This window comes from Bacillus sp. LR--39 (assembly GCF_053613335.1).
In genome coordinates, this window is record NZ_JBSIOT010000002.1 from 528,846 (window position 1) to 553,494 (window position 24,649).

General features: G+C 45.7%; 26 protein-coding genes. 24 read left to right on the plus strand and 2 right to left on the minus strand.

Features of this window, described 5'->3' with window-relative positions; genetic code table 11:
* The 10 genes from ACWHAR_RS12415 (at position 1) to ACWHAR_RS12460 (ending at position 11,829) form a co-directional block, all read left to right on the plus strand.
* Complete coding sequence (locus tag ACWHAR_RS12415; RefSeq protein WP_015418344.1) at positions 1-1,491, plus strand: N-acetylmuramoyl-L-alanine amidase; 1,491 nt, start codon at positions 1-3, stop codon at positions 1,489-1,491.
* A 216-nt stretch (positions 1,492-1,707) separates the two neighbouring features.
* Positions 1,708-2,367: an exopolysaccharide biosynthesis polyprenyl glycosylphosphotransferase gene (locus tag ACWHAR_RS12420; protein ID WP_032876131.1), complete on the plus strand. Its 660-nt coding sequence runs from the start codon at positions 1,708-1,710 to the stop codon at positions 2,365-2,367.
* 36 nt (positions 2,368-2,403) lie between these two features.
* Positions 2,404-3,852 (plus strand): teichuronic acid biosynthesis protein TuaB, encoded by a 1,449-nt coding sequence (gene tuaB, locus ACWHAR_RS12425; RefSeq protein WP_032876134.1) that lies wholly within the window; start codon positions 2,404-2,406, stop codon positions 3,850-3,852.
* Positions 3,849-5,045 carry a teichuronic acid biosynthesis protein TuaC gene (gene tuaC / locus ACWHAR_RS12430; RefSeq protein ID WP_032876138.1) on the plus strand — a complete coding sequence of 399 codons (1,197 nt, stop codon included), beginning with the start codon at positions 3,849-3,851 and terminating at the stop codon, positions 5,043-5,045. The genes tuaB and tuaC overlap by 4 nt, the downstream gene beginning before the upstream one ends.
* A 4-nt stretch (positions 5,046-5,049) precedes the next feature.
* Positions 5,050-6,390: a UDP-glucose 6-dehydrogenase TuaD gene (tuaD, locus tag ACWHAR_RS12435; protein WP_032876141.1), complete on the plus strand. Its 1,341-nt coding sequence runs from the start codon at positions 5,050-5,052 to the stop codon at positions 6,388-6,390.
* Positions 6,391-6,457: 67 nt separating this feature from the next.
* Positions 6,458-7,945, plus strand: a complete 1,488-nt coding sequence (gene tuaE / locus ACWHAR_RS12440) for a teichuronic acid biosynthesis protein TuaE (protein WP_032876144.1) — start codon at positions 6,458-6,460, stop codon at positions 7,943-7,945.
* On the plus strand, positions 7,942-8,622 hold the full coding sequence (gene tuaF, locus ACWHAR_RS12445; RefSeq protein WP_032876147.1) for a teichuronic acid biosynthesis protein TuaF: 681 nt from the start codon (positions 7,942-7,944) through the stop codon (positions 8,620-8,622). Before tuaE ends, tuaF begins: the two co-directional genes overlap by 4 nt.
* A 23-nt stretch (positions 8,623-8,645) precedes the next feature.
* A complete protein-coding gene (gene tuaG, locus ACWHAR_RS12450) occupies positions 8,646-9,404 on the plus strand; it encodes a teichuronic acid biosynthesis protein TuaG (protein WP_032876151.1) in 759 nt (252 codons plus the stop codon).
* A gap of 19 nt (positions 9,405-9,423) precedes the next feature.
* Positions 9,424-10,620, plus strand: a complete 1,197-nt coding sequence (tuaH, locus tag ACWHAR_RS12455; protein ID WP_032876154.1) for a teichuronic acid biosynthesis protein TuaH — start codon at positions 9,424-9,426, stop codon at positions 10,618-10,620.
* A gap of 132 nt (positions 10,621-10,752) precedes the next feature.
* A complete protein-coding gene (locus ACWHAR_RS12460; RefSeq protein WP_003151382.1) occupies positions 10,753-11,829 on the plus strand; it encodes a glycosyltransferase family 4 protein in 1,077 nt (358 codons plus the stop codon).
* 98 nt (positions 11,830-11,927) lie between these two features.
* Here the strand turns inward: ACWHAR_RS12460 and ACWHAR_RS12465 are convergent, their stop codons facing one another.
* Together ACWHAR_RS12465 and ACWHAR_RS12470 are read right to left on the minus strand one after the other, a co-directional pair.
* Complete coding sequence (locus ACWHAR_RS12465) at positions 11,928-13,109, minus strand: LCP family protein (RefSeq protein WP_032876157.1); 1,182 nt, start codon at positions 13,107-13,109, stop codon at positions 11,928-11,930.
* Positions 13,110-13,113: 4 nt separating this feature from the next.
* Positions 13,114-13,761 (minus strand): YigZ family protein, encoded by a 648-nt coding sequence (locus tag ACWHAR_RS12470; RefSeq protein ID WP_007614107.1) that lies wholly within the window; start codon positions 13,759-13,761, stop codon positions 13,114-13,116.
* Between the two features lie 222 nt (positions 13,762-13,983).
* Here ACWHAR_RS12470 and degS point away from each other — a divergent pair, with 222 nt between their 5' ends.
* The 14 genes from degS (at position 13,984) to csrA (ending at position 24,517) form a co-directional block, all read left to right on the plus strand.
* The gene (gene degS, locus ACWHAR_RS12475) at positions 13,984-15,147 is read left to right on the plus strand and encodes a two-component sensor histidine kinase DegS (protein ID WP_007407484.1); all 1,164 of its coding nucleotides are present in this window, start codon (positions 13,984-13,986) and stop codon (positions 15,145-15,147) included.
* 76 nt (positions 15,148-15,223) lie between these two features.
* On the plus strand, positions 15,224-15,913 hold the full coding sequence (gene degU / locus ACWHAR_RS12480; RefSeq protein ID WP_003219701.1) for a two-component system response regulator DegU: 690 nt from the start codon (positions 15,224-15,226) through the stop codon (positions 15,911-15,913).
* Positions 15,914-16,010: 97 nt separating this feature from the next.
* Positions 16,011-16,859 (plus strand): DegV family protein, encoded by an 849-nt coding sequence (locus ACWHAR_RS12485; RefSeq protein WP_032876160.1) that lies wholly within the window; start codon positions 16,011-16,013, stop codon positions 16,857-16,859.
* 108 nt (positions 16,860-16,967) lie between these two features.
* Complete coding sequence (locus tag ACWHAR_RS12490; protein WP_032876163.1) at positions 16,968-18,353, plus strand: DEAD/DEAH box helicase; 1,386 nt, start codon at positions 16,968-16,970, stop codon at positions 18,351-18,353.
* A gap of 57 nt (positions 18,354-18,410) precedes the next feature.
* The gene (locus tag ACWHAR_RS12495) at positions 18,411-18,695 is read left to right on the plus strand and encodes a late competence development ComFB family protein (protein ID WP_003151389.1); all 285 of its coding nucleotides are present in this window, start codon (positions 18,411-18,413) and stop codon (positions 18,693-18,695) included.
* Positions 18,696-18,700: 5 nt separating this feature from the next.
* Entirely contained in the window at positions 18,701-19,390 is a 690-nt protein-coding gene (locus ACWHAR_RS12500) for a phosphoribosyltransferase family protein (protein WP_196770545.1), read from the plus strand.
* Between the two features lie 73 nt (positions 19,391-19,463).
* Positions 19,464-19,883 (plus strand): TIGR03826 family flagellar region protein, encoded by a 420-nt coding sequence (locus tag ACWHAR_RS12505; RefSeq protein WP_012118571.1) that lies wholly within the window; start codon positions 19,464-19,466, stop codon positions 19,881-19,883.
* Between the two features lie 69 nt (positions 19,884-19,952).
* Positions 19,953-20,219 carry a flagellar biosynthesis anti-sigma factor FlgM gene (gene flgM / locus ACWHAR_RS12510; protein ID WP_003151393.1) on the plus strand — a complete coding sequence of 89 codons (267 nt, stop codon included), beginning with the start codon at positions 19,953-19,955 and terminating at the stop codon, positions 20,217-20,219.
* A 14-nt stretch (positions 20,220-20,233) separates the two neighbouring features.
* Positions 20,234-20,716, plus strand: a complete 483-nt coding sequence (locus tag ACWHAR_RS12515; RefSeq protein WP_032876168.1) for a flagellar protein FlgN — start codon at positions 20,234-20,236, stop codon at positions 20,714-20,716.
* Positions 20,717-20,731: 15 nt separating this feature from the next.
* Positions 20,732-22,249: a flagellar hook-associated protein FlgK gene (gene flgK, locus ACWHAR_RS12520; protein ID WP_032876170.1), complete on the plus strand. Its 1,518-nt coding sequence runs from the start codon at positions 20,732-20,734 to the stop codon at positions 22,247-22,249.
* Positions 22,250-22,260: 11 nt separating this feature from the next.
* Positions 22,261-23,178, plus strand: a complete 918-nt coding sequence (flgL, locus tag ACWHAR_RS12525; protein WP_003151396.1) for a flagellar hook-associated protein FlgL — start codon at positions 22,261-22,263, stop codon at positions 23,176-23,178.
* A 90-nt stretch (positions 23,179-23,268) separates the two neighbouring features.
* Positions 23,269-23,838 (plus strand): DUF6470 family protein, encoded by a 570-nt coding sequence (locus ACWHAR_RS12530; protein ID WP_007407476.1) that lies wholly within the window; start codon positions 23,269-23,271, stop codon positions 23,836-23,838.
* A 29-nt stretch (positions 23,839-23,867) separates the two neighbouring features.
* A complete protein-coding gene (fliW, locus tag ACWHAR_RS12535) occupies positions 23,868-24,299 on the plus strand; it encodes a flagellar assembly protein FliW (protein WP_007407475.1) in 432 nt (143 codons plus the stop codon).
* Entirely contained in the window at positions 24,293-24,517 is a 225-nt protein-coding gene (gene csrA / locus ACWHAR_RS12540; protein WP_003151402.1) for a carbon storage regulator CsrA, read from the plus strand. The genes fliW and csrA overlap by 7 nt, the downstream gene beginning before the upstream one ends.
* The last annotated feature ends 132 nt before the right edge of the window (positions 24,518-24,649 follow it).

Genomic DNA, 24,649 nt, shown 5'->3' on the forward strand with positions numbered 1-24,649 from the left:
TTGAAATTCATCATAAAATGTCTCCCCGTCTTTATTCTCGGGGTCATTCTATTTGTCCCTTCCGCTTTGGCTGACAACACGGTTAAAAGGATCGGCGGAAGCACCCGGTATGATACGGCTGTACTGGCGGCAAAACAATCATGGGGTGAAGCGAAAACGGTCATTATCACCGGCGGAACTTCATATGCCGATGCAATTGCCGCTGCGCCGCTTGCATATCAAAAAAATGCGCCGCTGCTGTTTACAAATAAAGATCAGCTGTCTGCGGGCACAAAAAAGGGATTAATTGATTTAAAAACGAAAAATGTGATTATCGTTGGCGGCACACCTGCCGTTTCGAAAAATACCGCAAATCAAATTGCTAAATTAGGCATCAGTGTCAAACGGTTATCAGGGAGCACGAGATATGCCACAGCCGCAAAAGTGGCGGGTGAAATGACAAGATCTTCTACAGCCCTTGTGGTCAACGGGTTTGTTGATGCAGATGGAATGGCTGCGATTTCTTATGCGTCCGCTAAAAAATATCCGATTTTATTTACTAATGATTCGACATTAAATGGTTCTACGTCCAATGCGATTAAAAGCTTGGGGATTAAAAACACGATTGTCATCGGCGGGACAAGCAGCATCAGCAGCTCACTTTATAATAAGCTGCCGAACCCTTCAAGAATCAGCGGTAAAAACCGCTATAACCTGTCTGTGAATCTTGCAAAAAAGACAGGCTTAAGCACAGGCTATACGTTTGTTACCAATGGTTTTAAAGAGGCGGATACCATCGTCGGAGGCGTGCTGAGCGCCAAACAGGGGAGAGTTCACCTGCTGACGAATGGAGACAGTCTGTCAAAAGACGTCCGGACGTATATCGGAAGTAAAAACATCACCAGCTTCACCGTCATAGGAAGTGCTTCATCTTTAAGCAACAATGCCGCGTCGCAGCTTAAAAATCCGGTTGTCGGCAAAACGGTCTTTATTGATCCGGGGCATGGCTATCAGGATTCAGGTGCAACCGGAAACGGCTTGCTTGAGAAAAATGTAAACCTTGATATCGCTACGCGTCTTAACAATCAATTATACGGTGCGGGCGCGCTTACTGTAATGTCAAGAAAGGGCGACACCTTTGACTCGCTTGAGGAGAGAGTGAACAAAGGGGCGAAGGCGAACGCCGATATTTTCATCAGCGTCCATGCAAATGCGAATGATAACAGCAGTGCAAACGGTACGGAGACGTATTATGATAAAACGTACCAATCCGCAAACAGTCTGAGGCTTGCCCAAAATATTCAGCCGAGAATGGTTTCTGCTCTCGGCACGCGTGACCGCAGTGTGAAAACTGCCGGATTTTACGTCATTAAGTATTCTAAAATGCCGAGTGTCTTGTTAGAAACCGGTTTTGTCACAAGCCCAATTGATGCCAATATTTTAAAACAATCAACGAAAAAGGACAGACTCGCGGCGGGGATCACCCAAGGCGTTTCCTCCTATTTCAGATAATATTTTTCATGGAAACAGACCGGTTCATACCGGTCTGTTTTTTATTTTTCATTATGCTTTGTCTCAAATATGGATATGAATAGATTTACAATAAAAAAACAATAATCGAAACATTCTAATAAACATTAACGCTTCCTTTACTTCCAATTAACATCCATCTGCTAAACTCACGGCATAGGTCATCAAACATCCCAACAAATCGTGAGGTGTGTGTCAGTGGGAGCAGAGAAAAGCATGAATGTAAATAATAACTATGCAGTGCGGCAGGGGACTTCCGCTGCCGTTACGGAAAGAACGGCCCGTTATTTGGCTTTTAAGCGATTCATGGACATTGTGTTTGCGCTTGCGGGGCTCTTGGCGGCACTCCCGATGATGGGCCTGTTCTCCATACTGATTCGTTTGGAGTCGCCCGGCCCGGCTTTTTATAAGCAGGAGCGGGTAGGCAAAGACGGGAAGCCGTTTTATTTGTATAAGCTCCGCTCTATGAAAATAGATGCTGAAAAATCGGGGGCGGTTTGGGCGCTGAAAAAGGATCCCCGCGTGACAAAGGTCGGCGCTTTTATCAGAAGGACCCGTATTGATGAGCTGCCGCAGCTGGTAAATGTGCTTCGGGGAGAAATGAGCCTGATCGGCCCGCGTCCCGAGCGTCCCGTGTTTACGGAACAGTTTCAGGCTGAGATTCCGGGGTTTACGGAGCGGCTGGCCGTTAAGCCGGGATTAAGCGGCTGGGCACAGGTCAACGGGGGATATGACATGACACCGAGGGAAAAACTGATGTTTGACTTATATTATATCCGCAACCTGACCTTTTCATTGGAACTGAAGATTATGCTCAAAACGTGCAAAGTGATCTGGACCGGTGACGGGGCGCGATAAAAATTCTGGTCAGCAGACAAAAAAGTAGGGAAAACGATGCCTAGTATTACAAATCAAATCTTGAGCGGCGCCAAATGGACAAGTATTTCGACAGCGTGTATTACGGTCATTCAAATCGTCCAATTCGCCCTGCTCGGGCGGGTCATGTCACTGGCTGAATTCGGCCTTGTCGGCATGATCACAACGGTAGTGGTGTTTGCCCAAATTGCGCTTGATATGGGTTTTGGCGCCGCGCTCATTCAAAAAGATCATGTGACTGATAAACAGATGTCTTCCTTGTACTGGCTGAATATCATAACGGGGCTTGCGCTGTTTGCGCTGCTGTTTTTCAGCAGTCCGCTCATCGCCGATTTTTATCGGCGGGAGGAGCTTGTCTATTTAATCCGCGTGCTGGCCGTCATGTTTTTAATCGCGCCGATCGGTCAGCAATACCAGTATATGCTGCAAAAAGCGCTGGCATTTAATACGTTAAGCAAGATTGAAATCTTTTCAAATGTGCTGTCCTTCGTGTATTTGGCGGCCGCGGTTTTTTATAAGGACCCGATTCTCGCCTATGTGATTTCCCAGGTGCTGCTGCAATCGTCAAAAGGCATTCTGTACTGGATGTCCTGCAGAAAAACATGGAGACCGGCGTTCGTTTTTGATCTGAAAGGAATGAAAGGCTTCTTTTCTTTCGGGGCCTTTCAGCTGTCTTCCCGGCTTGTGAACCGGCTCGGAGCGAATATTGATATGATTCTGATCGGCAGTTTTATCGGCGCCGAGGCGCTCGGCATTTACAATCTGGCCTACCAGATTGTCACGCTTCCGGTTTTAAAAATTAATCCGATCATTACGAGAGTCGCGTTTCCCGTCTTTGCGAAAAACAAGCATGAAAACAGCGTTATCAGAGAAGGATTTCTTAATATGACCAAAATACTCGCGCTGATATCCTTTCCGCTTTTGCTCGGTTTGGTTTCAGTGTCGGATGCATTCGTGGCTTCGGTATTCGGAGAAAAATGGCTATCGGCTGTCCCGGTTTTAAACGTTCTCGCCATCGTCGGGATTTTAAGGGTCCTGATGAATCCGAACGGATCTGTGCTGCTCGCAAAAGGGCGGGCCGATCTGGCGTTTTATTGGGACGCCGGGGTGATGCTGCTGTATGGTGCATCTTTGTACGCCGCCGTGCTGTCCGGAAATCTCTTGACGGTAGCCTGGACGTACGCTTTCATCAGCATCCTGAATTTCCTGATCGGGCGCTGGCTGTTGGCATATGTCATTAAGCTGCGGCTGTCGGCTTACTTCAAAGCCGTGGCCAAACCGTTTCTGCTTACGGCGGCAATGGGTGTCATCGCTTTTACAGCCAGCTTCGGAACGGAGCGCATCAGCCTTGATGTCAAGCTGCGGCTGGTGATCTCCGTAGCCTGCGGCGCGTTGTGTTATTTATTCCTGTTAGGAAAAGCTTATCCGCATATGAAAAGTAAATTAAGAAAAGGACGTTTGCTATGAAGGTATTGTGGATGACAAGTGTATATCCGAGCAGTGAGAAGCCGGGGGAAGGCGTTTTTCATGAAACACAGGCGCAAGAACTGAGAAAGCTTGGCGCGGAGATGACCGTCATTTGTCCGCGGCCGAAACTCGCCGCGCCATTCCGGGTGCTGAAAAAGACATATCGGAAAAAGGATATCAGGCCGGCACATGAATGGCGGAAAGGCGTGTCCGTCCACCGGCCGTTTTATCAGGCGGTTCCCGGGCAGCTGAAATGGGCGCAGCCGCATAAAAGAATGGCGTCATCGGTTCTTTCCGCGATTAAAAATCAAGGCCTGAAGCCCGATCTGATTCACGCGCATTTCGCCATGCCGTCAGGCGGAGCGGCCGCCATTGTGTCAAAGGCTTTAGGCATCCCGTATGTGCTGACCTTGCATGGCAGTGATGTCAATGTCTATCCGCATTACAGCAAAAGCGCTCATCGCGCATTTACATTTGCGGTGCGGGAAGCAGCCGATATTTACGCTGTGAGCGGCAGTCTGCGGGAACAAATGAAAAAGCTCATCGAAGCGGAGTGCAGCGTGCTTCCGATCGGCATCACGCTTGACGCCTTCCGAGAAAGGAACGAGACGAAAGAAGCCGTCAGAAAACGGCTCGGCCTTCCTCCGGATAAAAAACTGATCGTGTTCATCGGCAGGCTTGTCAAAGAGAAAGGTGTTTTCGACTTATCAAAAGCCGTTCAGTCATTGGATGAAAATTATGAAGCCGTCTTTGTCGGTGACGGTCCCGCCGCATCTTCATTGCGGGAAGCCGCTCATATCGTCACGGGGCAAGTGCCGAACGACAAGGTACAGGACTATCTGCTGGCCTCGGATGTAATGGCGCTGCCGTCCTACAGCGAAGGCATGCCGACTGTGGTCATTGAGGCGCTCGCTCTGAAGGTGCCGGTGATCTGCACCGATGTCGGAGGATTGGCTTCTTTATTCGGGAAACACCGGGGGTTGCTGATCAAGCCGGGTTCACCTGAGACGCTGGCAGAATCGATTCTGCGATATGACGGAGGAGAGGCTTGGACGCCGCAAACAGCCGAGGAACTTTATCAAACCGTCCGCACGTATTTTGACGCAAGCCAAAACGCGAAAGCGCTGAAAGAGAAATACCGATCCGTAATGAACCGGGCCGGGCAAGAGGAGAACCTTTCGAAAGAGGGATGAAGCTGTGAAAAAAATCGCTGTATTAGGAACAGGGTATGTAGGTCTTGTATCTGGAACTTGTTTTGCGGAAATCGGCCATCATGTGACTTGCTGTGACATCAATGAAGCGAAAATCAGAAGCTTGCAAAATGGAGTCATCCCGATATATGAACCGGGGCTTGAGGAATTAGCCGAAAAAAATGTCAGTGCCGGGCGCTTATCCTTTACGGCCGGCATTGAGCCGGCTGTGAAAGCCGCTGATATCATCTATATCGCCGTCGGTACGCCGATGTCAAAGACGGGTGAAGCCGATCTGACCTACATTAAGGCAGCGGCGCAAACAATCGGAGAACAGCTGAACGGATACAAAATCATTGTCACCAAAAGCACTGTTCCGGTCGGGACGGGAAAGCTCGTTTATCAAATCGTCAGCGAAGCGTCAAAGGGAAAATATCCGTTTGATGTCGCGTCAAATCCTGAATTCCTCCGCGAAGGTTCGGCGGTGCGGGATACGATGCAGATGGAGCGGGCGGTTATCGGCGCCACAAGCGAACATGCCGCTTCGGTCATTGAAGAGCTTCATAAGCCGTTCCGTACGAAGATCGTAAAGACCAATCTTGAAAGCGCGGAAATGATTAAGTATGCCGCAAATGCTTTTTTAGCCGCCAAAATATCTTTTATTAATGATATCGCCAATATTTGCGAACGTGTCGGGGCGGACATTTCCCACGTGTCAGAAGGCCTCGGTCTTGACAGCCGGATCGGGAATAAATTTCTGCAGGCGGGCATCGGATTCGGCGGATCCTGCTTTCCGAAGGATACAACGGCTTTATTGCATATCGCAAACGCCGCCGGCTATCCGTTTCAAATGATGGAAGCCGTCATTGAAACCAATCAGAAGCAGCGGGTCCGTATTACGGAAAAATTGAACCGCGCCATTGGTCCCTTAAAAGGGAAAACCGTGGCCGTACTGGGGCTGGCCTTTAAACCGCACACAAATGACGTCCGCTCCGCCCCGGCTCTTGATATCATCACAAGTCTTAAAGAGCAGGGCGCTCACGTGAAAGCGTATGATCCGATCGCGATTCCCGAAGCGTCAGCGATATTAGGAGACGGCGGCATTGAATATCACACAGAGCTGTACAGTGCCATCAAAAACGCGGACGCATGCCTGATTACAACAGATTGGCCGGAAGTCAAGGAGATGGATCTTCAGAGAGTGAAGCAGCTGCTCAAACAGCCGGTCATCATTGACGGCAGAAATATGTTTCCGTTGGAGTATATGAGGGTTTTAGGATTCACTTATCATTCCGTCGGACGTCCAGCGGTTCATGCCGATCGGCAAATAAAAGAACTGGCAAGATAGAAAAAGATTTGTCTTCAGGCTCTCGGCAGCCCGGCTCGGCTGCCGGTTTTGGAAAGGGGTTTGCCATGTGAGTATCAAACGTTCAGCGGCACATGTTCTTGTGCTGCTTGCCGCTCTCATTACAGGAGGATTTATCATGCTGGAGGCGGTCAGGGCGGATGCCGGCTTCGGAAAAATCACCGTGCTGCTGCTTGCCGCCATGATCGGCATTGCCGGACTTGCTTTGCTATCCGCCTTTACAACAAACGGTCAGATGTTTATGGGGCTCATTTATATACTGATCGCGTGTACATTTTTAAACCAGGCCTTCTTTGCGGTTCATCTCGGATTTTTCAGCTTATTTATATACCGGCTGTTATTAATCGGAGCTGGCGCCCTTCACATCGCCGGCATCCTGACAAACCGTCATCATATTGACAGATGGAATCGGGTGAATGTAAAAGGGATTCTGATGTTTTTCGCCTTATGGTTTACATACGGTCTCCTATCGTTATTGTGGGCAAAATCCGTGACGTACGGGATTAAATATTTAGCTTTAATGGGAATGGGCATGTTTTTGATTTATCTTATTGTCATGTTCATTCAGCGCTTTGATCAGCTGATGGTTTTTTACGGCATATGGCTTGTGATGACCATTTTTGTGATGGCGGTCGGCTTTTACAACCATTTTACACACAACCATCTGCCGAGCTCCACGCTTTATAACGGCCCGCAGTACAAACAGCATTATCCGACGTCCGTTTTCTTTAATCAAAATGATTTCGCCACCTTTTTGTGCATCAGTTTCTTTCTGTATGCAACGGCGGTGAAAAATATGAAAAACGGCTATGTGAAGGCCGTCAGCCTGCTCTTTGCAATCAGTGCTTTGTATTTAATCATTTTGACCGGTTCGCGCGCGAGTCTGCTGGGCATATGCGCGGGGGCGGCTGTATACGTCTTCATCCTGCTGCCTTCCCTGTTGAAAAAACTCGCGCTGTACGCTGCGGGAGCGGGTGTTGCGCTGTTTGCGGTTTTATTTGCGGGCCGTATCACCAATGCCGTCTTGAATCTGTTTTCAGCTCCGCAGGCGATACCGGGACAGCAACCGCTTCCTTCCAACCTCGCGAGGGCGAATCTTTTAAAGAACGCCTTTCACTATGTGATTGATTCCTGGGGGTTCGGAGTGGGTGCCGGAAACGTCTCGTATTATTTAAAAGCTGAGCCCGTTTATGATACGGGCGGCGTAGTTGAGGTGCACAACTGGCTCGTCGAGATTATGGCGAACTTCGGCGTGCTTACGATGCTCGGTTACCTGACAGTCTATTTGTTCCTTTTTTGGACACTTTATAAATGTCATGAAAGAAAATCGGAAAATCAGTCAAGACTGATCACAGAAGGACTTATCACGGCGATGGCCGGTTTTTTGGTAAGCAGCATCAGCCCAAGCTCCGTATCAAATTTATTTTTCCACTGGGTATTTCTCTCGCTCGTGATCGCGGCGGTCAATATTCTGAGGCGTTTACAAAAGGAGCCTGCCGTCACGGCGTACTATGAAAAACAGGGAGATGCGAGATGAAGGATATGTTGACAAGAATAACCCGGCGTATCAAAAAGAATATCATTTGGATCATTGCGCTGCCCGTTGTGTTAGGGGCGGCGGGATATGTATTGCCGTCAAAAATCAGCGGAAACAGCAGTTTTACATCAGAAGCCGCGATCGCCGCGGGAAACTATGATCATCCGCTTTATAACAATACAAAAGAAATCCCGCTCCTGTTGACGAGCGATGCCTTTTTAAAGCAGGCTCTGCCTGATAAAACAGATGAAGAAAGAGCGGCCGTGAAAAGTAAACTGACTGTCGAAACACAATCAGATTCATTGATCACGGTCAGCTACAGCGGCCAAAACAAACAGGATACTGAATCGGTGTTTCAAGCCGTCATAACAACTTTTCTGAAGAATGATCAGGACCTGTTTGAAAAACGGGCAAAAGTAGTGCGGCAGAGTATTGCTGCGCTTGAAGGAGAAACCGTCAGTGCGGACGCCAAAGTGGATAAGGAACGATTTTTATACGAATTGAAAAATACGCAGCTGAACCTGAAAGCGGCCGGCATCATCAATTCAGAGCCGATGAATGAAACGGCGGGACAAGGCATGCCGCCGAAAAAGAAAGCGGTTCTGGGCGTTTTAATCGGCATTGCAGTTGCATTTATGTTCATTGTCATTCCTGAGTTTTTTAGAGAGTCCTTGTAAAAATCTGCGATGGAGATGTGACCATGACAAACTGGAAACCTTTCGTATCTGTCATTACACCGTCTTATAACGCAAGTGAATATATCGAAGACACGATCCAATCCGTTTTACATCAGAGCCACCCGCATTGGGAAATGATTATCGCGGATGATTGTTCAACGGACGGAACGAGAGATATTTTACGGCAATATGAACAAAAGGATGAGCGGATCCGCGTCGTTTATTTAGATCAAAACGGGGGAGCCGCGGCTGCCAGAAATACAGCCCTTAAACATGCCAAGGGCCGTTATGTCGCATTTCTGGACAGCGATGACAGATGGAAAAAGGAAAAGCTTCAAAAACAGCTTGCGTTTATGGCAGAGCGGTCCTGCGCTTTTTCATTTACGGGCTACAGCGTCATGGAGCAGGACGGAACGCCGACGGACAAAACGATTCAAGCTCCTGAAAGCCTGTCATATGATGAAGCTTTAAAAAACACGATTATAGGATGTTTAACGGTCATGATTGACAGAGAGCAGACGGGGCAGATTCAAATGCCTGATATCAGAACGCGGCAGGATTTAGCGACATGGCTTTCCCTGCTGAAAAGGGGATTTACGGCTTACGGCCTGAATGAGTGCCTTTCAGAATACAGGCTTGTGCAGAATTCGATTTCAAGCAACAAGTGGAAAGCCGCAAGAAAAACGTGGTTTGTTTATAGAGAAATTGAGCGCCTGCACTTTATCAAGGCTTCGTGGTGTTTTATGCAATATGCGAAAAACGCGGTCATGAAAAGACTGTAGGCGTCAGAGGAGCTGGGTGATGAAGGTGGAACCGATTATTCACGTAATCGTCGGAGCGGCGGAATGGGGACATGACCGGCTGAGATACAGACGGCACCGGCTGGCTGAATTTCTCGCCCGGCAAAAAGAAACGAAAAGCGTCATTTGGGTATGCCCGTCTCCGCGAGCCAATGATGGTCAGATGGCCGGGATCGCCGAGGGAATCCGGCAGTTCACTGTAAAGGATATCATGCAGCAAAAAGCTTTCCGCTTCGGCAGGTATACAGACATGTGCTACAGGCATAAGCTTTCACCATTGGTGAACATGCTGAAGGAAGAAGGAGAAGGGGCCCGCTGCTGCTTATGGTACACCTTCCCCGGTTTTCCGCTTCTGGCAGATATGTTTCCTTGGGATGAAGTGATTTATGATTGCAGTGATCTGTGGGCCGCTCCGATCAGCGGCCGATCCGGGGTGTTGTCAAATGTTAGAAGAAACATCATTAAACAGGCGGAAATGAGAATCATTCAGCGTGCCGATTCCATTACGTGTACATCTGACTGTCTGCACCAGGAGGTCGGAAAAAAGCTGGAGAACCCGCACCAGAAAGTGTTCACCATTGAAAACGGAGTGGAATATGACCTGTTTTCACGGGAAAATAAACAGCCGGATGAAGACATTTTACGGGGACGGAACGGAACGGTTCTCGGTTTTATCGGCGGAATCAAACCGAAGCTCGATTTTGCGCTTATGGCGGAAACGGCAGATTTGAGGCCTGACTGGACGATTTTATTGGTAGGCCCGAACACGGCTCAGGACGATCCGGATTTCAAGTCGCTTCTGGAGCGTCCGAATGTCATCTGGACGGGACCTGCCGCGCCGAATGAAGTGCCGTCCTATATGCAGCTTGTCGACATCGGCATCATGCCGTATAAAAATTCACCTTATAATGACGCGGTATTTCCGCTTAAGCTTTTTGAATTTTTAGCCGCCGGGAAACCGGTTGTCGGCTGCAATCTTTCTTCTACTTCAAAAATCAAAAGGCCTTTCGTTTATGAATACGTTGAAGGCAGTGATCCCGCAGATTTCATCGCGGCCTGCGACGCGCTTCTGGCAGCGGACCGCAGCGGGTCATATGAGGCTTTGCGCCGTGAATTGGCCCGGAGACGGGATTGGAATGTTTTATTCGGCCGAATGCTCGAATGCACAGGTATATTGAAAAATGCGCAATCCCATTAAAAGGGAAAGCGCATTTTTTGATTTGCGTGTTTCTTTTTGATGATGCTTGTTATAATAACTAGTAAGAATTATAATGGAAGGAACGGTTCAATATCAGAAAAGACTTCATATAATTCCAAAGGAGACTTCTTTATGCTTGACGAACGCATGTTTCGCATAGTTGTTGCGTTTTTTGTCTCTCTGCTAACGGTTTTAATCCTAACTCCTATCGTAAAAAAAATTGCGATCAAAATAGGTGCAGTTGACCAGCCCAGCAACCGAAAAGTACATGATAAAATAATGCCCCGTATGGGCGGCTTGGCCATCTTTATCGGCGTAGCGGCGGGTGTGCTCGCGGCCGGCATATATAATGAAACGAAAATGACCGCCATCACGGTGGGTGCGTTTATTATTGTTATTTTAGGAATCCTTGATGATAAATACCAATTAAGCGCAAAGGTAAAGTTTTTCGTCCAGCTGGCCGTGGCCATTATGATTGTGAGCACGGGACTGAAAATGGACTTTTTCTCCGTACCGTTTTTAACGGAACGTTTAGAATTGGGATGGGTCGCTTACCCGCTGACTGTGTTATGGATCGTCGGTATTACGAACGCGATGAACCTGATTGACGGTTTGGACGGACTCGCTGCCGGCCTGTCGGTCATCGGACTCTCCACTATCGCCGTTATGGCGTTGTCCGGAGGGAAAATCCTTATTCTGTCACTTTCACTTGTCGTGATAGGAAGCACACTCGGATTTTTATTTTATAATTTTCACCCGGCAAAGATATTTATGGGAGATACCGGATCGCTCTTTCTCGGATACGTCATCTCAGTACTCTCATTATTAGGTCTTTATAAAAGTGTTACTTTATTCAGTATCATCATTCCGATCATCATTTTGGGCGTGCCGATTTTTGATACGACATTCGCCGTCATCAGGCGGATTTTAAACAAACAGCCGATCTCAGCGCCTGATAAGTCACATATACACCACCGGCTGATGGCCTTCGGGCTGTCACACCGCACGGCTGTCATTATCATTTATTTAATCGGCTTCATTTTCAGCGTCAGTGCCATCCTGCTGAAAAGCGCGACCATATGGCTTTCGCTGTTTATTATTTTTGTATTGATTGTATTTATGCAAATCATAGCAGAGGTCACAGGGTTAGTAAATGAACAATTTAAACCATTTACCAAGTTTTACAAGAGATTGGTAAAGAAAAATTAAAAAGAGCAGATCATGCGAATGGTCTGCTTTTTTGTGGATTCTGCTATTCTCTTATTATATAAAAAAACCCGATCCTGCTCAAAGGATCGGGTTTACTCTTAATAGCCTGTTGTGCCGCCGGACTGTGTGCTGTCCGTACCGTTTGCACCAGCAGTACCGTTGGTTGAATCGGTTGTACCGCCTGTTCCCGTGCTGCCGGAAGTCGAATCAGTCGTACTGTCCGTTCCGGTGCTGTCAGAAGCAGGATCGGACGCCGTGCTGCTTCTGGACGGGTAATCCAGGTGTTTCTGCAATTCCTGCCGTACTTTTTCGAGATTGGTCGGATCCGGCTGGAAATAATATGTTCCGCCTGTAGACGCGGTTCCGCCGCCGCCTAAATATAGATCTGATCCTGTTATGCTCAGTGTATCAATCTTTTTGCTGGTAAAGCCGCTGTAAATCTGCTGAAGGGCAAGTCCTTCAGTGATTCGGATATTCGTTTGGACGTTATTGCTTGCTGTTTCAGCGATTTTATCGATTTTAGCAATATTTCCAGCTTTAGACATTTGGTCGATCAGTGCATTTAGGATTTGCTTTTGGCGGTCATTCCGGCCGAAGTCTCCGCGCTTATCCTGCTTTCTCATCCGCGCGTAAGCCAGAGCCTGCTCACCGTTCAAATGCATGTTTCCTTTCTTGAAGTAGATCCGTTTCTTTTTACTGACGTCACTCATTTCGTCGAAGTCAAACGGCACTTTTACATTGACTCCGCCGACTTCATCAATAACATCCTTAAAGCCGTTAAAATCGACAGTGACATACTTATCAATCGGTATGCCTAATAAGTCTTCGACGGTTGAGACGGTTTCATCCGCCCCGCCCTTAGCAAAAGCCGCATTGATTTTTGATTTTTTACCGGTTGTATCGCCGGCAAGCGTCACCCGCGTATCACGCGGAATACTCAGCATTTTCATTGTTTTATTTCTCGGATCAAGGGTAACGACAATAAGAGAGTCTGATCGTCCGCCTTTTCCGCTTGTGGCATAATTTTCGATCCCCATAAACAAAATGGAGAACGGTTTTTTCTTCATATCGATGACTTTATCCCGAAGTTTTGATTTGTCTCCGCGGGAAAGGGCATCATATGCATTATCTGCCGCATTGATCGTTTTGTATACTTTGTATCCGCCAAACCCGGCAGCGACTAACAAAACGAGGGTAAGCAGCAGCAAAATCCGTTTGAATATGATCTTTCGTTTGCTTTTCTTTTTCTTTCGAACACGCACTCTTACACGTTCAGCCATTACATTAGTCTCCTTTAGGGCTGACGTCTGTTTCTAAATACGTCAGTTCTCCCTCTGTATTCTTACTCTTGCCGTTCGTCAGTTCTGTCATCCATTTTATAAACTCGTCTTTGTCTTTTTCTTCAACGTACGTTTCAAATTCGACATGATCCGCATAATGGATATCTTTCAGTAAAAAAACTGATTCTCTCAGTTCGTTCTCTATCTTGCCGAGCCACGTATAATCCGCTGATGTATGCATAATCCGCATCAGCTTCCGCTCCGTAACTCCTATATGATTTAAGCCTTCAGACACTGACTTCCCATATGCACGAATCAATCCGCCTGCACCGAGCTTTATTCCGCCGAAATACCGGGTAACCACCGCGCAGGTATCTTTCAGACCGCGTTTTTTCAGCACTTCCAGCATGGGGACGCCGGCTGTGCCGCTTGGTTCTCCGTCATCATTCGCCTTTTGTATATGGTCGGTTTCGCCGATCAGATAAGCTGAGCAGTTATGAGTCGCATTCCAGTGCTGTTTTTTTATCTTTTGTATAAATTCCTGCGCTTCCTCTTCAGAAGCAGCACGGCTCAGGTGACAGATAAAGCGCGATTTTTCAATCACAATCTCATGTTCACCCGTTTCTTTAACTGTTAAATAGCTGTGCAGCATGATTGCTGGACCCTCCTGACAAGCATTAAAAGACTTGTTTCTACAAATTCGAACAGACTTTAGAATTTTTGCGCATATTTTGGTATCATGAAAGAGTAAGATACTATATAAAAATGTTTTTTTCTAGAATATACGCATTCTTTCATTATAATTCGACATAAATTGCAGTTCAATTACATTTATAATAAAAATACATAACAACACCGTTACGGAGGGAGACAGATGAATAAATCGAAGATGGACTCCAAAGTTTTGGATTCTATACTTATGAAAATGCTGAAAACCGTGGACGGGAGCAAGGACGAGGTTTTTCAAATCGGAGAGCAGTCGCGCCAGCAATATGAGCAGCTGGTTGAAGAACTCAAACAGATCAAACAGCAGGTGTACGAAGTCATTGAGCTGGGCGACAAACTTGAAGTTCATACGCGGCACGCACGAAACCGCTTGTCTGAAGTAAGCAGAAATTTCCATAAGTTCAGCGAAGAAGAAATTCGCAACGCCTATGAAAAGGCGCACAAACTTCAAGTGGAACTGACGATGATCCAGCAGCGTGAAAAGCAGCTGCGGGAGCGCAGAGATGATTTAGAACGCCGGCTTTTGGGGCTTCAGGAAATTATTGAACGGTCAGAATCATTGGTCAGCCAAATAACCGTCGTTCTGAATTACCTGAATCAAGACCTTCGCCAAGTAGGGCTTCTTCTTGCCGATGCGCAGGCTAAACAAGATTTCGGTTTAAGAATCATTGAAGCCCAAGAGGAAGAAAGAAAAAGAGTTTCCAGAGAAATTCATGACGGTCCCGCGCAAATGCTGGCAAATGTCATGATGAGATCGGAATTAATTGAACGGATCTTCCGCGACCGCGGCACGGAGGACGGATTTCAGGAAATCAGAAATCTACGGCAGAATGTGCGGAATGCCCTTTACGAAGTCAGAAGGATTATATATGATTTAAGACCGATGGCATTGGACGATCTCGGGCTGATTCCGACACTGAGAAAATATCTTTATACAACTGAAGAATACAACGGAAAGGTGAAAATACATTTTCAGTGCATCGGAGACACAGAGAACCAAAGGCTTGCCCCGCAATTTGAAGTGGCGCTTTTCCGTCTCGCTCAGGAAGCCGTCACAAATGCACTCAAGCATTCAGAATCAGAGGAAATTACAGTAAAAGTGGAAGTAACCGCTGATTTTGTCGTTCTCATCATTAAGGACAATGGAAAAGGCTTTGATATTAAGGATGCTAAACAAAAGAAAAACAAGTCATTCGGCTTGCTGGGAATGAAAGAAAGAGTAGATCTGCTTGAAGGAACGATAACGATAGACTCTAAAATAGGTCTTGGGACATTTATCATGATTAAGGTTCCGTTATCTCTCGGCCTATAATTTGTTAAATAGAGCCAAAAGACATATTGACCGAACAGCGGCGTATATAGAACAATAGGATAAGGAGGCGTAGCGTGTGACTAAAGTAAATATTGTTATTATCGACGACCATCAACTATTCCGTGAGGGTGTAAAAAGAATATTGGATTTTGAACCTACCTTTGAAGTGGTAGCAGAAGGTGACGATGGAGATGAGGCGGCTCGAATCGTCGAGCATTATCATCCCGATGTTGTCATAATGGACATTAATATGCCGAATGTAAATGGTGTAGAGGCTACTAAACAGCTTGTTGAGCTGTACCCTGAATCTAAGGTGATTATCCTCTCCATCCATGATGATGAAAACTATGTGACTCATGCTTTAAAAACAGGTGCAAGAGGCTATCTCCTGAAAGAGATGGACGCAGATACTTTAATCGAAGCAGTGAAAGTGGTAGCCGAGGGCGGTTCTTACCTTCACCCGAAAGTAACCCACAATCTTGTCAACGAATTCCGCCGTCTTGCGACAAGCGGAGTTTCTGCTCATCCTCAGCATGAGGTTTACCCGGAAATCCGGAGACCATTACATATATTAACGAGACGGGAATGTGAAGTGCTGCAAATGCTTGCAGACGGAAAAAGCAACCGCGGAATCGGTGAATCATTGTTTATCAGTGAGAAAACAGTGAAAAATCACGTGAGTAATATTTTGCAGAAAATGAACGTTAATGACCGGACACAAGCCGTTGTCGTGGCCATTAAAAACGGCTGGGTAGAGATGCGTTAGTCATGTGTGAGAAGACTTGCCTGTTATGGCAAGTCTTTTTTTACAGCTGCATATCTATTAAAATACTTATTAAGTACTTAATAAGGCAGGTAAAGTGATGAAGATTGCAGTTGTAACAGACAGTACAGCATATATTCCGAAAGAGATGAGAGAAGAACATCATATTCATATGATCCCTCTCCAAGTGGTTTTCGGTGAAAAAACATTCCGCGAAGAAACAGAACTCGACTGGAGAAGTTTTTATAAAGAAGTAAAAAATCATGATGAGCTGCCGACTACGTCTCAGCCTTCTTTCGGTGAATTAATCGCATTGTACGAAGAACTGAGCAAAACATATGATGCAGTCATAAGCATACATTTGTCCAGCGGAATCAGCGGAACATATAACAGCGCCGCCTCAGCAAACACTATGGTTGATCATATTAAAGTTTATCCCTTTGATTCAGAGATCAGCTGTTTGGCACAAGGTTTTTATGCATTAAAGGCAGCACAGCTCATTAAAGACGGTGTTGACTCACCGGAAGAGATTATAAAAGAGCTGGAAGAAATGAAAAAAACAGTCCGTGCGTATTTTATGGTGGACGATTTATCACACCTCCAGCGGGGCGGGCGTCTAAGCAGTGCTCAGGCTTTTATCGGCGGTCTGTTAAAGGTAAAGCCTATTCTTCATTTTGACAATAAGGTAATTGTTCCTTTTGAGAAGATTCGGACACGCAAAAAAGCGATTTCGAGAATTTTTGAGCTGTTTGGGGAAGATGCAAGTAAAGGAATCCCGATGCGGGCCGCTATCATCCATGCAAACAGGGAAGAAGAAGCGGCGGATATTATACAGGAGTTAAGCGGTAAGTATCCTCATGTCGAATTCTATAACAGCTATTTCGGTGCCGTGATCGGAACCCATTTGGGCGAAGGTGCCATCGGAATCGGCTGGTGCTTTAAAAACTAAGTGAAAATCTCCGTTTTCAAGGGCGGAGATTTTTTTATTTTTTAATTTTGGCAATTCGACAAGTGGGTTCCCGACAAGGCATACTTTGAGCAGAAAGGAGGCAGGGAGATGTCCGAAGGTGCTTCAGAATTTTCAGAGGTGCGGGATTTCTTTTACGGCCGGCATTTATTGAGATCTGAGATACCGTTTTCAGATCAGCGCATCAACGGTTTTATAGAAAAAGAGTATATAACGGCCGAGCCGTCAATCATCCGCCGGAAAAACCGTTACGTCTGCCAACGATGCGGTCAGTCTGATCAAGCCTGCTTTGCGGCATTTTGGGCGTCCTTTGCCAAAAGGCAGATTACCTATTGCCGTGCCTGTGTCATGATGGGAAGGGCTGATGAACTGACATCATTATATTCTTGGAATCAAGCCTCTGAAAACAGCTGGGAGCCTGTAAAGCTTTCTTGGGAAGGAACACTGACAGACGGACAGAAGCAGGCGGCCGCCGCGCTTACAGATGCGATAAAAGAGAGACAAGAGCTGTTAGTATGGGCGGTTTGCGGATCGGGGAAAACAGAGATGCTGTTTCCGGGTATCGAGTTTGCGCTGAATCACGGTTTGCGCGTCTGTGTCGCGACTCCGCGTACAGATGTCGTACTTGAACTGCTGCCGAGACTGAAAAAAGCATTTGAGAAAGTCGAAGTTTCTGCTCTGTACGGCGGCAGCGAGGACAAAGGCCGTCTGACTCCGCTGATGATTTCAACCGCTCACCAGCTGATGCGCTACCGAGACATTTTTGATGTCGTGATAATAGATGAAGTAGATGCGTTTCCTTTTTCCGCCGATGAGACATTAAGATTCGCTGTTGATAAAGCGAGGAAGAAAAACAGCGCCCTTGTTTATGTAACGGCAACTCCTTCAGACACATTAAAAAAGAAGGCTGAAGCCGGTTTGCTGAAAAGCGTCCGCATACCGGCCAGATATCATCGGAAACCCCTCCCGGAGCCGCGTTTTTTGTGGTGCGGCAATTGGAAGAAGAAGCTTCAGAAAGGAAAACTGCCGCGCTCTGTAACTGATTGGGTTTGCCAAAAACTTCAATTACAGCTGCCGGTTTTCTTATTCGTTCCGTCTGTACACGTATTGAAAAAGACAACGGATTATTTTCAGAAATTAAACATACGGGCAGAAGGCGTACATGCGGAAGACACATTCAGAAAGGATAAAGTGAAACGGTTCAGAGACGGCCGGCTTGACCTGCTGGTAACGACTACGATTTTAGAAAGAGGGGTTACCGTGCCCAAAGTTCAGACATGTGTCCTCGGCGCAGAAGCACCTATCTTTACTGAGAGCGCGCTCGTACAGATCGCAGGCAGAACGGGAAGGCATTATAAACATTTCAGCGGTGATGTCATCATGTTTCATTTCGGAATTACAAACGGAATGAAAAAAGCAAAAAAACATATTGAACATATGAACAAATTGGCACAAAAAAGTAAATTGTTGGACTAGTTAATTTCAGAAAACGTGATACAGTATACTCATACTTTCCTATGAGGAGCTGTCAGCATGCTTGTCAATTCTAAAGAAATCATATTAAAGGAACTTCTCGACCGCCATATGCCTAAGCTTCATATGAAATGCACATGCCGGGTATGCAAAAATGATGTACTGGCACTTTCACTAAACCGGGCTGAACCGGCATATGTTACAGATAAAAAGAAAGTTGCTTATGCAAAAGCAGAGATAGTTGATAAACAGAAAAATACGGCGCTGCTTGTCATTCTGGCTGAATCAGCGGCGATTGTTTCGGTTAATCCAAGCGAGTTCTGTGAAACTCGGGAAGGAGCGTAATATCTCTGAATTGTTTATTGTGTGACTCACCAATTTCAAGTTCATTGACTTGGAGATCTCTGTTTTCTCTGGCGCCCGAGCAAGAGGTATGCAGCATATGCAGCAGCCAATTCGAAAAAATTGAAGGCCCCGTATGCAGTATATGCGGGAGGCCTCAGGAGTCAAATGAAAAATGCGCTGATTGTGCGGCCCGGGAATCAAAAACGGAAAAGCGCTTTTTGCTGCGGCAAAACCGTTCGGTATATTTGTATAATGATGCGATGAAGGACTCATTGGCCCGGTTTAAATTCAGGGGTGATGCGAAAATCATTCAAGCATTTGAACGTGACTTTGCTGCCGGCTTTAAAGCGGCATATCCATCAAATACACATACTCTCATCCCTATTCCGCTGAGCGGCGAACGGCTGGCCGAACGCGGATTCAATCAATCCGAGCTGCTGGCCTCTCTGCTCGGAATGCCCGTCATTTTCCCCCTCATCCGACTGAACAACGAAAAACAATCCAAAAAGAGCAAAACAGACAGGCTGTCTGCAGAAAAAAAGTTTTCAGCAGCCGAAAACTCCGCCAAAGGTATGAACGTCATCTTAATAGATGATATTTATACGACGGGCGCCACACTTCACCAAGCCGCCGAAGTCCTGCTGACAGCGGGCAAAGCGTCATCGGTCTCCTCTTTTACTTTAATCAGGAGCTAAATCATTCTTTTTTTCTGCCGATATAATTGATAGAAATATAAGGCAGATTAAAGAAGGAATAGGAGTTAATACGATGGGTGAATTGGCGAATTGTCCAAAATGCAATGCTTTATTTTTTAAAACGAACCTGCAGACCGTGTGCCAGGCATGTATTAAAGAAGAAGAAAAAGCATTTGAAACCGTCTATAAATTTTTGAGAAAGCAGATCAACAGACAGTCGACGATGCAGCAGATCACTGAGGAAACAGGTGTGGATGAAGAGCTGATCCTCAAGTTTATCAAACAAAAAAGGATTCAGATCAGCCAGCTTCCAAATTTGGCATATCCTTGCGAAAGGTGCGGAAATCCAATCAGGACGGGGAAATTTTGCAAGTCCTGTCAGACAGATATTGAGTCGCAATTAGACCATATGAACCAAAAAACAGCCGCTGAATTCGAAGAGAAAAACAGTACAAAAGACACATACTATGCCTATAATACCAAAAACACCTGATTCCCTAAACTAACTGATAACGCAGTCGATAAAAGAATTAGACTGCGAACAGAAAGCGAGAGGAATCCTATGAAAATCAATCAGTACGGAACACAATCCGTTAATCCATACCAAAAAAATTACGAAAAGCAAGCCGTACAAAAAGAGGCTGCAAAGCCGAAGGACAAAGTGGAAATTTCTTCTCATGCAAAAGAGCTTCAAAATGCGTCAGATGCGGTCACTAAAACACGTCAGGAAAAAATCGCTCAGCTTAAAGCGGATATAGAGAGCGGAACATATAAAATAGATTCAAACAGCATCGCTGAAAACATAGTGAATTTCTATAAAAAGCAATAAAAAGGAGAAAGTCAATGTCAGCAAAGCCAATTATTGATCAACTGAAGCGACTTTGCGCTCTGCATGAACATCTGCTCACGCTGTCTGAAGAGAAAACGGAAGCGCTGAAAGCAGGCAAAACAAAAGAGCTCTCCAACATTTTGACCAAAGAGCAAAAGTATATTCAGGCAATCGGGCAGACTGAGGAAGAGCGCATCAGGTTAACTTCTCAGTTTCTCAGCCGCAGTGAGGACAATACAATTGCTGCATGCATCTCCAGAACTTCAGGCAGTGAAAAACAGGAGCTTGAAGGGTTATTTCACTCTTTGTCTGCGCTTCTTGACCGTCTGAAAGAAGTGAATGAGATGAACAAACAGCTCACGATTCAGGCTTTACAATTCATCTCCGGGGCATTCGATATGATCATGCCGGGTGAAAAAGAGAATATGAATTATAAAGAGCCGCAAGCGGCACGCAAGCCTGTCAGCCGTTTGACATTATTCGATTCAAAAGCTTAGAACGGAGGATTTTTAATGCCATCGACTTTTATGGGGCTCGAAACAGCAAGGCGTGCATTGAGTGCGCAGCAGACTGCATTGAGCACAGTTTCAAATAACGTTGCAAATGCAAATACAGAAGGATATACGAGGCAGCGCGTTACATTACAATCGACGAGCCCTTATCCCGCAGTATCAAAAAACAGTGATCTGACGGCCGGGCAAATCGGAACAGGAGTAAAAGCCGGTTCAGTTGAGCGCGTCAGAGACAGTTTTTTAGACTATCAGTACAGAACTGAAAATACAAAATTAGGGTACTATACAGCCCGTTCCAATTCATTGTCACAAATGGAAGGCGTCATGAAAGAGCTTGACGATAATGGATTAAACGGATCGCTCAGTTCGTTTTGGAATGCCCTTCAGGATCTGGCGACGAATCCGGAAAATACGGGAGCGCGCTCAGTTTTGCAGGAGCAGGGGAAATCTCTTGCCGAAAGTTTTAACTATATATCTACCTCTTTGACTAACATTCAGGGTGATATTAAAAAGAACCTGGATAACACAGCGGATCAGGTCAATTCCATTCTCAATCAGCTGAATGACATTAACAATCAAATAGCGGCAGTTGAGCCGAGCGGTATGCTCCCTAATGATTTGTATGACCAAAGAGACAGATTGATTGATCAATTATCTTCTATGGCAAATATTAAAGTTTCATATAATAAGTCGGGCGGACATGCCTTGGCGACTGCTGAGGGCACGGTTAACGTCGAATTGCTGAACGGAAACAACAATTCTCTCGGTACGCTGCTCGACGGTAACACAAAAACAGTTTCAGAAATGAAAATAAACTACGACAAGGACAGCGGTCTCGTGTCGAGTGTGTCAGTCGGCAGCAGTACGGTCAATGCGGATGCATTTACCGGTAAAGGCTCACTTTTAGGTCTTATTGAATCATACGGCTATATGTCAAACGGAGAAGAAAAAGGTCTTTATCCTGAAATGCTGACGGCTCTTGACAATATGGCGCTGTCCTTTGCTGACGCGTTTAATGCAGTTCATGAAAAAGGAAAAACCTATACAGGCGAACAGGGCGCAGCATTTTTTGATTTCAGCGGTGGTGAAGCGGTGCCTGCAAAAGGTGCGGCAGCGAAAATAAAAGTCAGTGACAAAATTCTTGCGTCTACTGATAATATCGCAGCGTCGTTAAACGGAGAAAAAAGTGACGGCACAAACGCGACAAATCTTGCAGCCGTACAGAACAGCAAGCTGACTATTAACGGTGAAACCACTACAATTAATGACTTTTATGAATCCCTTATCGGAAAGCTGGGCGTTAATTCACAAAAAGCGGCCAATCTTATGAACAACTCTGAAAGCAACACCCTTTCAGCCGATGAACGGAGACAATCAATCAGTGCAGTGTCTTTAGATGAAGAAATGACAAATATGATTCAGTTTCAGCACGCTTATAATGCGGCTGCGCGGATTATAACGATGCAAGATGAAATATTCGATAAAATTATTAACGGTATGGGCACCGGAGGAAGATAGGAGATAAATAAATGAGAGTAACTCAAGGGATGATCGCAAAAAATTCTCTTCGATTTATCGGCTCAAGTTATGACAAGCTCGATCGGCTTCAGCAGCAAGTATCTACGGGGAAAAAAATCACGAAAGCTTCTGATGATCCGGTCGTTGCAATGAAGGGAATGCAGTACCGTACTCAGCTTGCGCAGGTAAACCAGTATCAGCGGAATGTTTCGCAAGGCTTTACATGGCTGGAAAACTCGGAATCAAGCGTAAACTCGGAAACGGATATTATGGGGAAAATCCGGGACTTGATGGTTCAGGCGAAAAGTGATTCGAACGGTGAAACAGAATTGAAAGCAATCGGTACAGAAATCGGCCAGCTGAAAAAGCAGCTCGTTTCTGTCGCGAATACTCAGGTAAACGGACGTTATCTGTTTAACGGAACAAATTCAGATGTCCCGCCGATCACTGAAAATGCCGACGGCACATATACGTACAACTATGAGAATTATACCGGTGCTTCGGATGTTAACATTAACATCTCGAACGGAGCAGTGCTGAAAGTGAATTCTGATCCAAACTCAGCTTTCGGAGGCGTCGCACAAAATGGAGATAATGTATTTGAATTTCTAAACTCCCTAGAAGCTTCTTTAAGCAAAGGCACGCTGTCCGAAGCAGATTCAAATCAAATTCTGTCAGATATCGACGGTTTTACTGACAAAATGAATGCTGAAAAATCCAATATCGGCGCACGCACAAACCGGTTGGAACTCATTCAGACAAGATTGGAATCACAAGCGGCAACCGCTGAAAAAGTATTGTCCGATAATGAAGATGTAGAAATGGAAGATGTGATTGTTGATTATTTATCTCAGCAGACGGTCCATAGAGCAGCGCTGTCAGTGAATGCGAATATCATTCAGCCGTCACTGATTGACTTCCTGAAATAATAGAACTGACCGTCTTCAATATATAAAAAAGCGACTCACACCAGGGAGATCGCTTTTTTTACTAAAATACTATAAACAGGAGGGATCTCTGTGCAGATGCCGAGATTGATTATTGACAGTGTGCCTGCTAAAATCGGTATAACCTTTCAAAAGGAAGAAATCGAGATGGAACAGCCGCCCGCTGACTTGGAAATCGAGCAGCCGCCGGCAGAGCTGAACATAGAAAGCACGCCGGCCAAACTGACGATTGACCAGACGAGGGCGTGGGAGAACTTGAATCTCAAATCATTTGAAAAGCTGAACGCTGAAGCCGCTCAGAAAGGTGCGGAAGCCTGCAGCGAGTTTATTGCAAAAACAGTCAGGGAAGGGAAGGAAATGGCGGCTATCGAAAAGAAAACGGGCAATGTGATGGCCCGGCAGGCAGCGGATGTCAGACCGCCCGATCCATTCGGCGAATTCAGCGACTTTCTGCCTGCGCAGTTTCTCGTCGACATTGACTGCATTCCTTCAAAGCTTACGATTGATATTGAAGCCCGCAAACCTTCAATTGAAGCAGCCGTCAATAAACCTGTATGGAATTATACGCCGGGGAAAGTTCAGATTGATATGATGCAAGACCCTAAGGTGACGATTTCGGTTGACGATGGCAACGCAGAATAAAAGATGAAAGTGGTAAAGGATTGTGAAGCATGATAATTAAAACAAAATATCACGGAGAAATCAGAATAGACGAAGGGCAGATTATCTCATTTGAAAACGGCCTGCCGGGATTTAATGACGAGACTCAATTTGTTGTTCTTCCTTTGTCGGAAGATTCACCGTTTTTGGCGCTGCAGTCTGTCAAACAGGAGCATATCGCCTTTATTGTCGCCAGTCCGTTTATTTTCTTTAAAGGGTACGAATTTGACATTGACCATGCGACGCTTGAACTTTTGCATATTGAAGATATAGAGGACGTCGAAGTGATGGCGATTTTAACGCTGGAAGAGCCTTTTGAAAACACGACCGCCAATTTAAAAGCGCCGATTATCGTCAATAAAAAGGAAATGAAGGCGAAACAAATCATTTTACATGATGCTTCCTATGAAACAAAACATCTGATAGGAGGAGGATCATGCTAGTTCTCTCAAGAAAAGTGAATGAGTCCATTCAGATCGGGCCGGATATTGAAATAAAGGTGATCGCCATCGAAGGAGAACAAGTGAAGCTGGGAATTGAAGCGCCTCAGCACGTAGATATTCACAGGAAAGAAATCTACTTGTCGATCCTGGAAGAGAACAACAGAGCTGTATCTTTTAATACTGATTTATTACTTAACTTATCCTCACAAAAAAAGTGAGGATTTTTTTATTTTCAATATAAACAATGGAAGCGGCCGTCCGATATATATATTGTAGCCAATGAGAGGAAAAATTTTCTTCAGAATGACGCTGCGTAAATGCACAAGGACGTGCGAAAAACAATTCAGGGA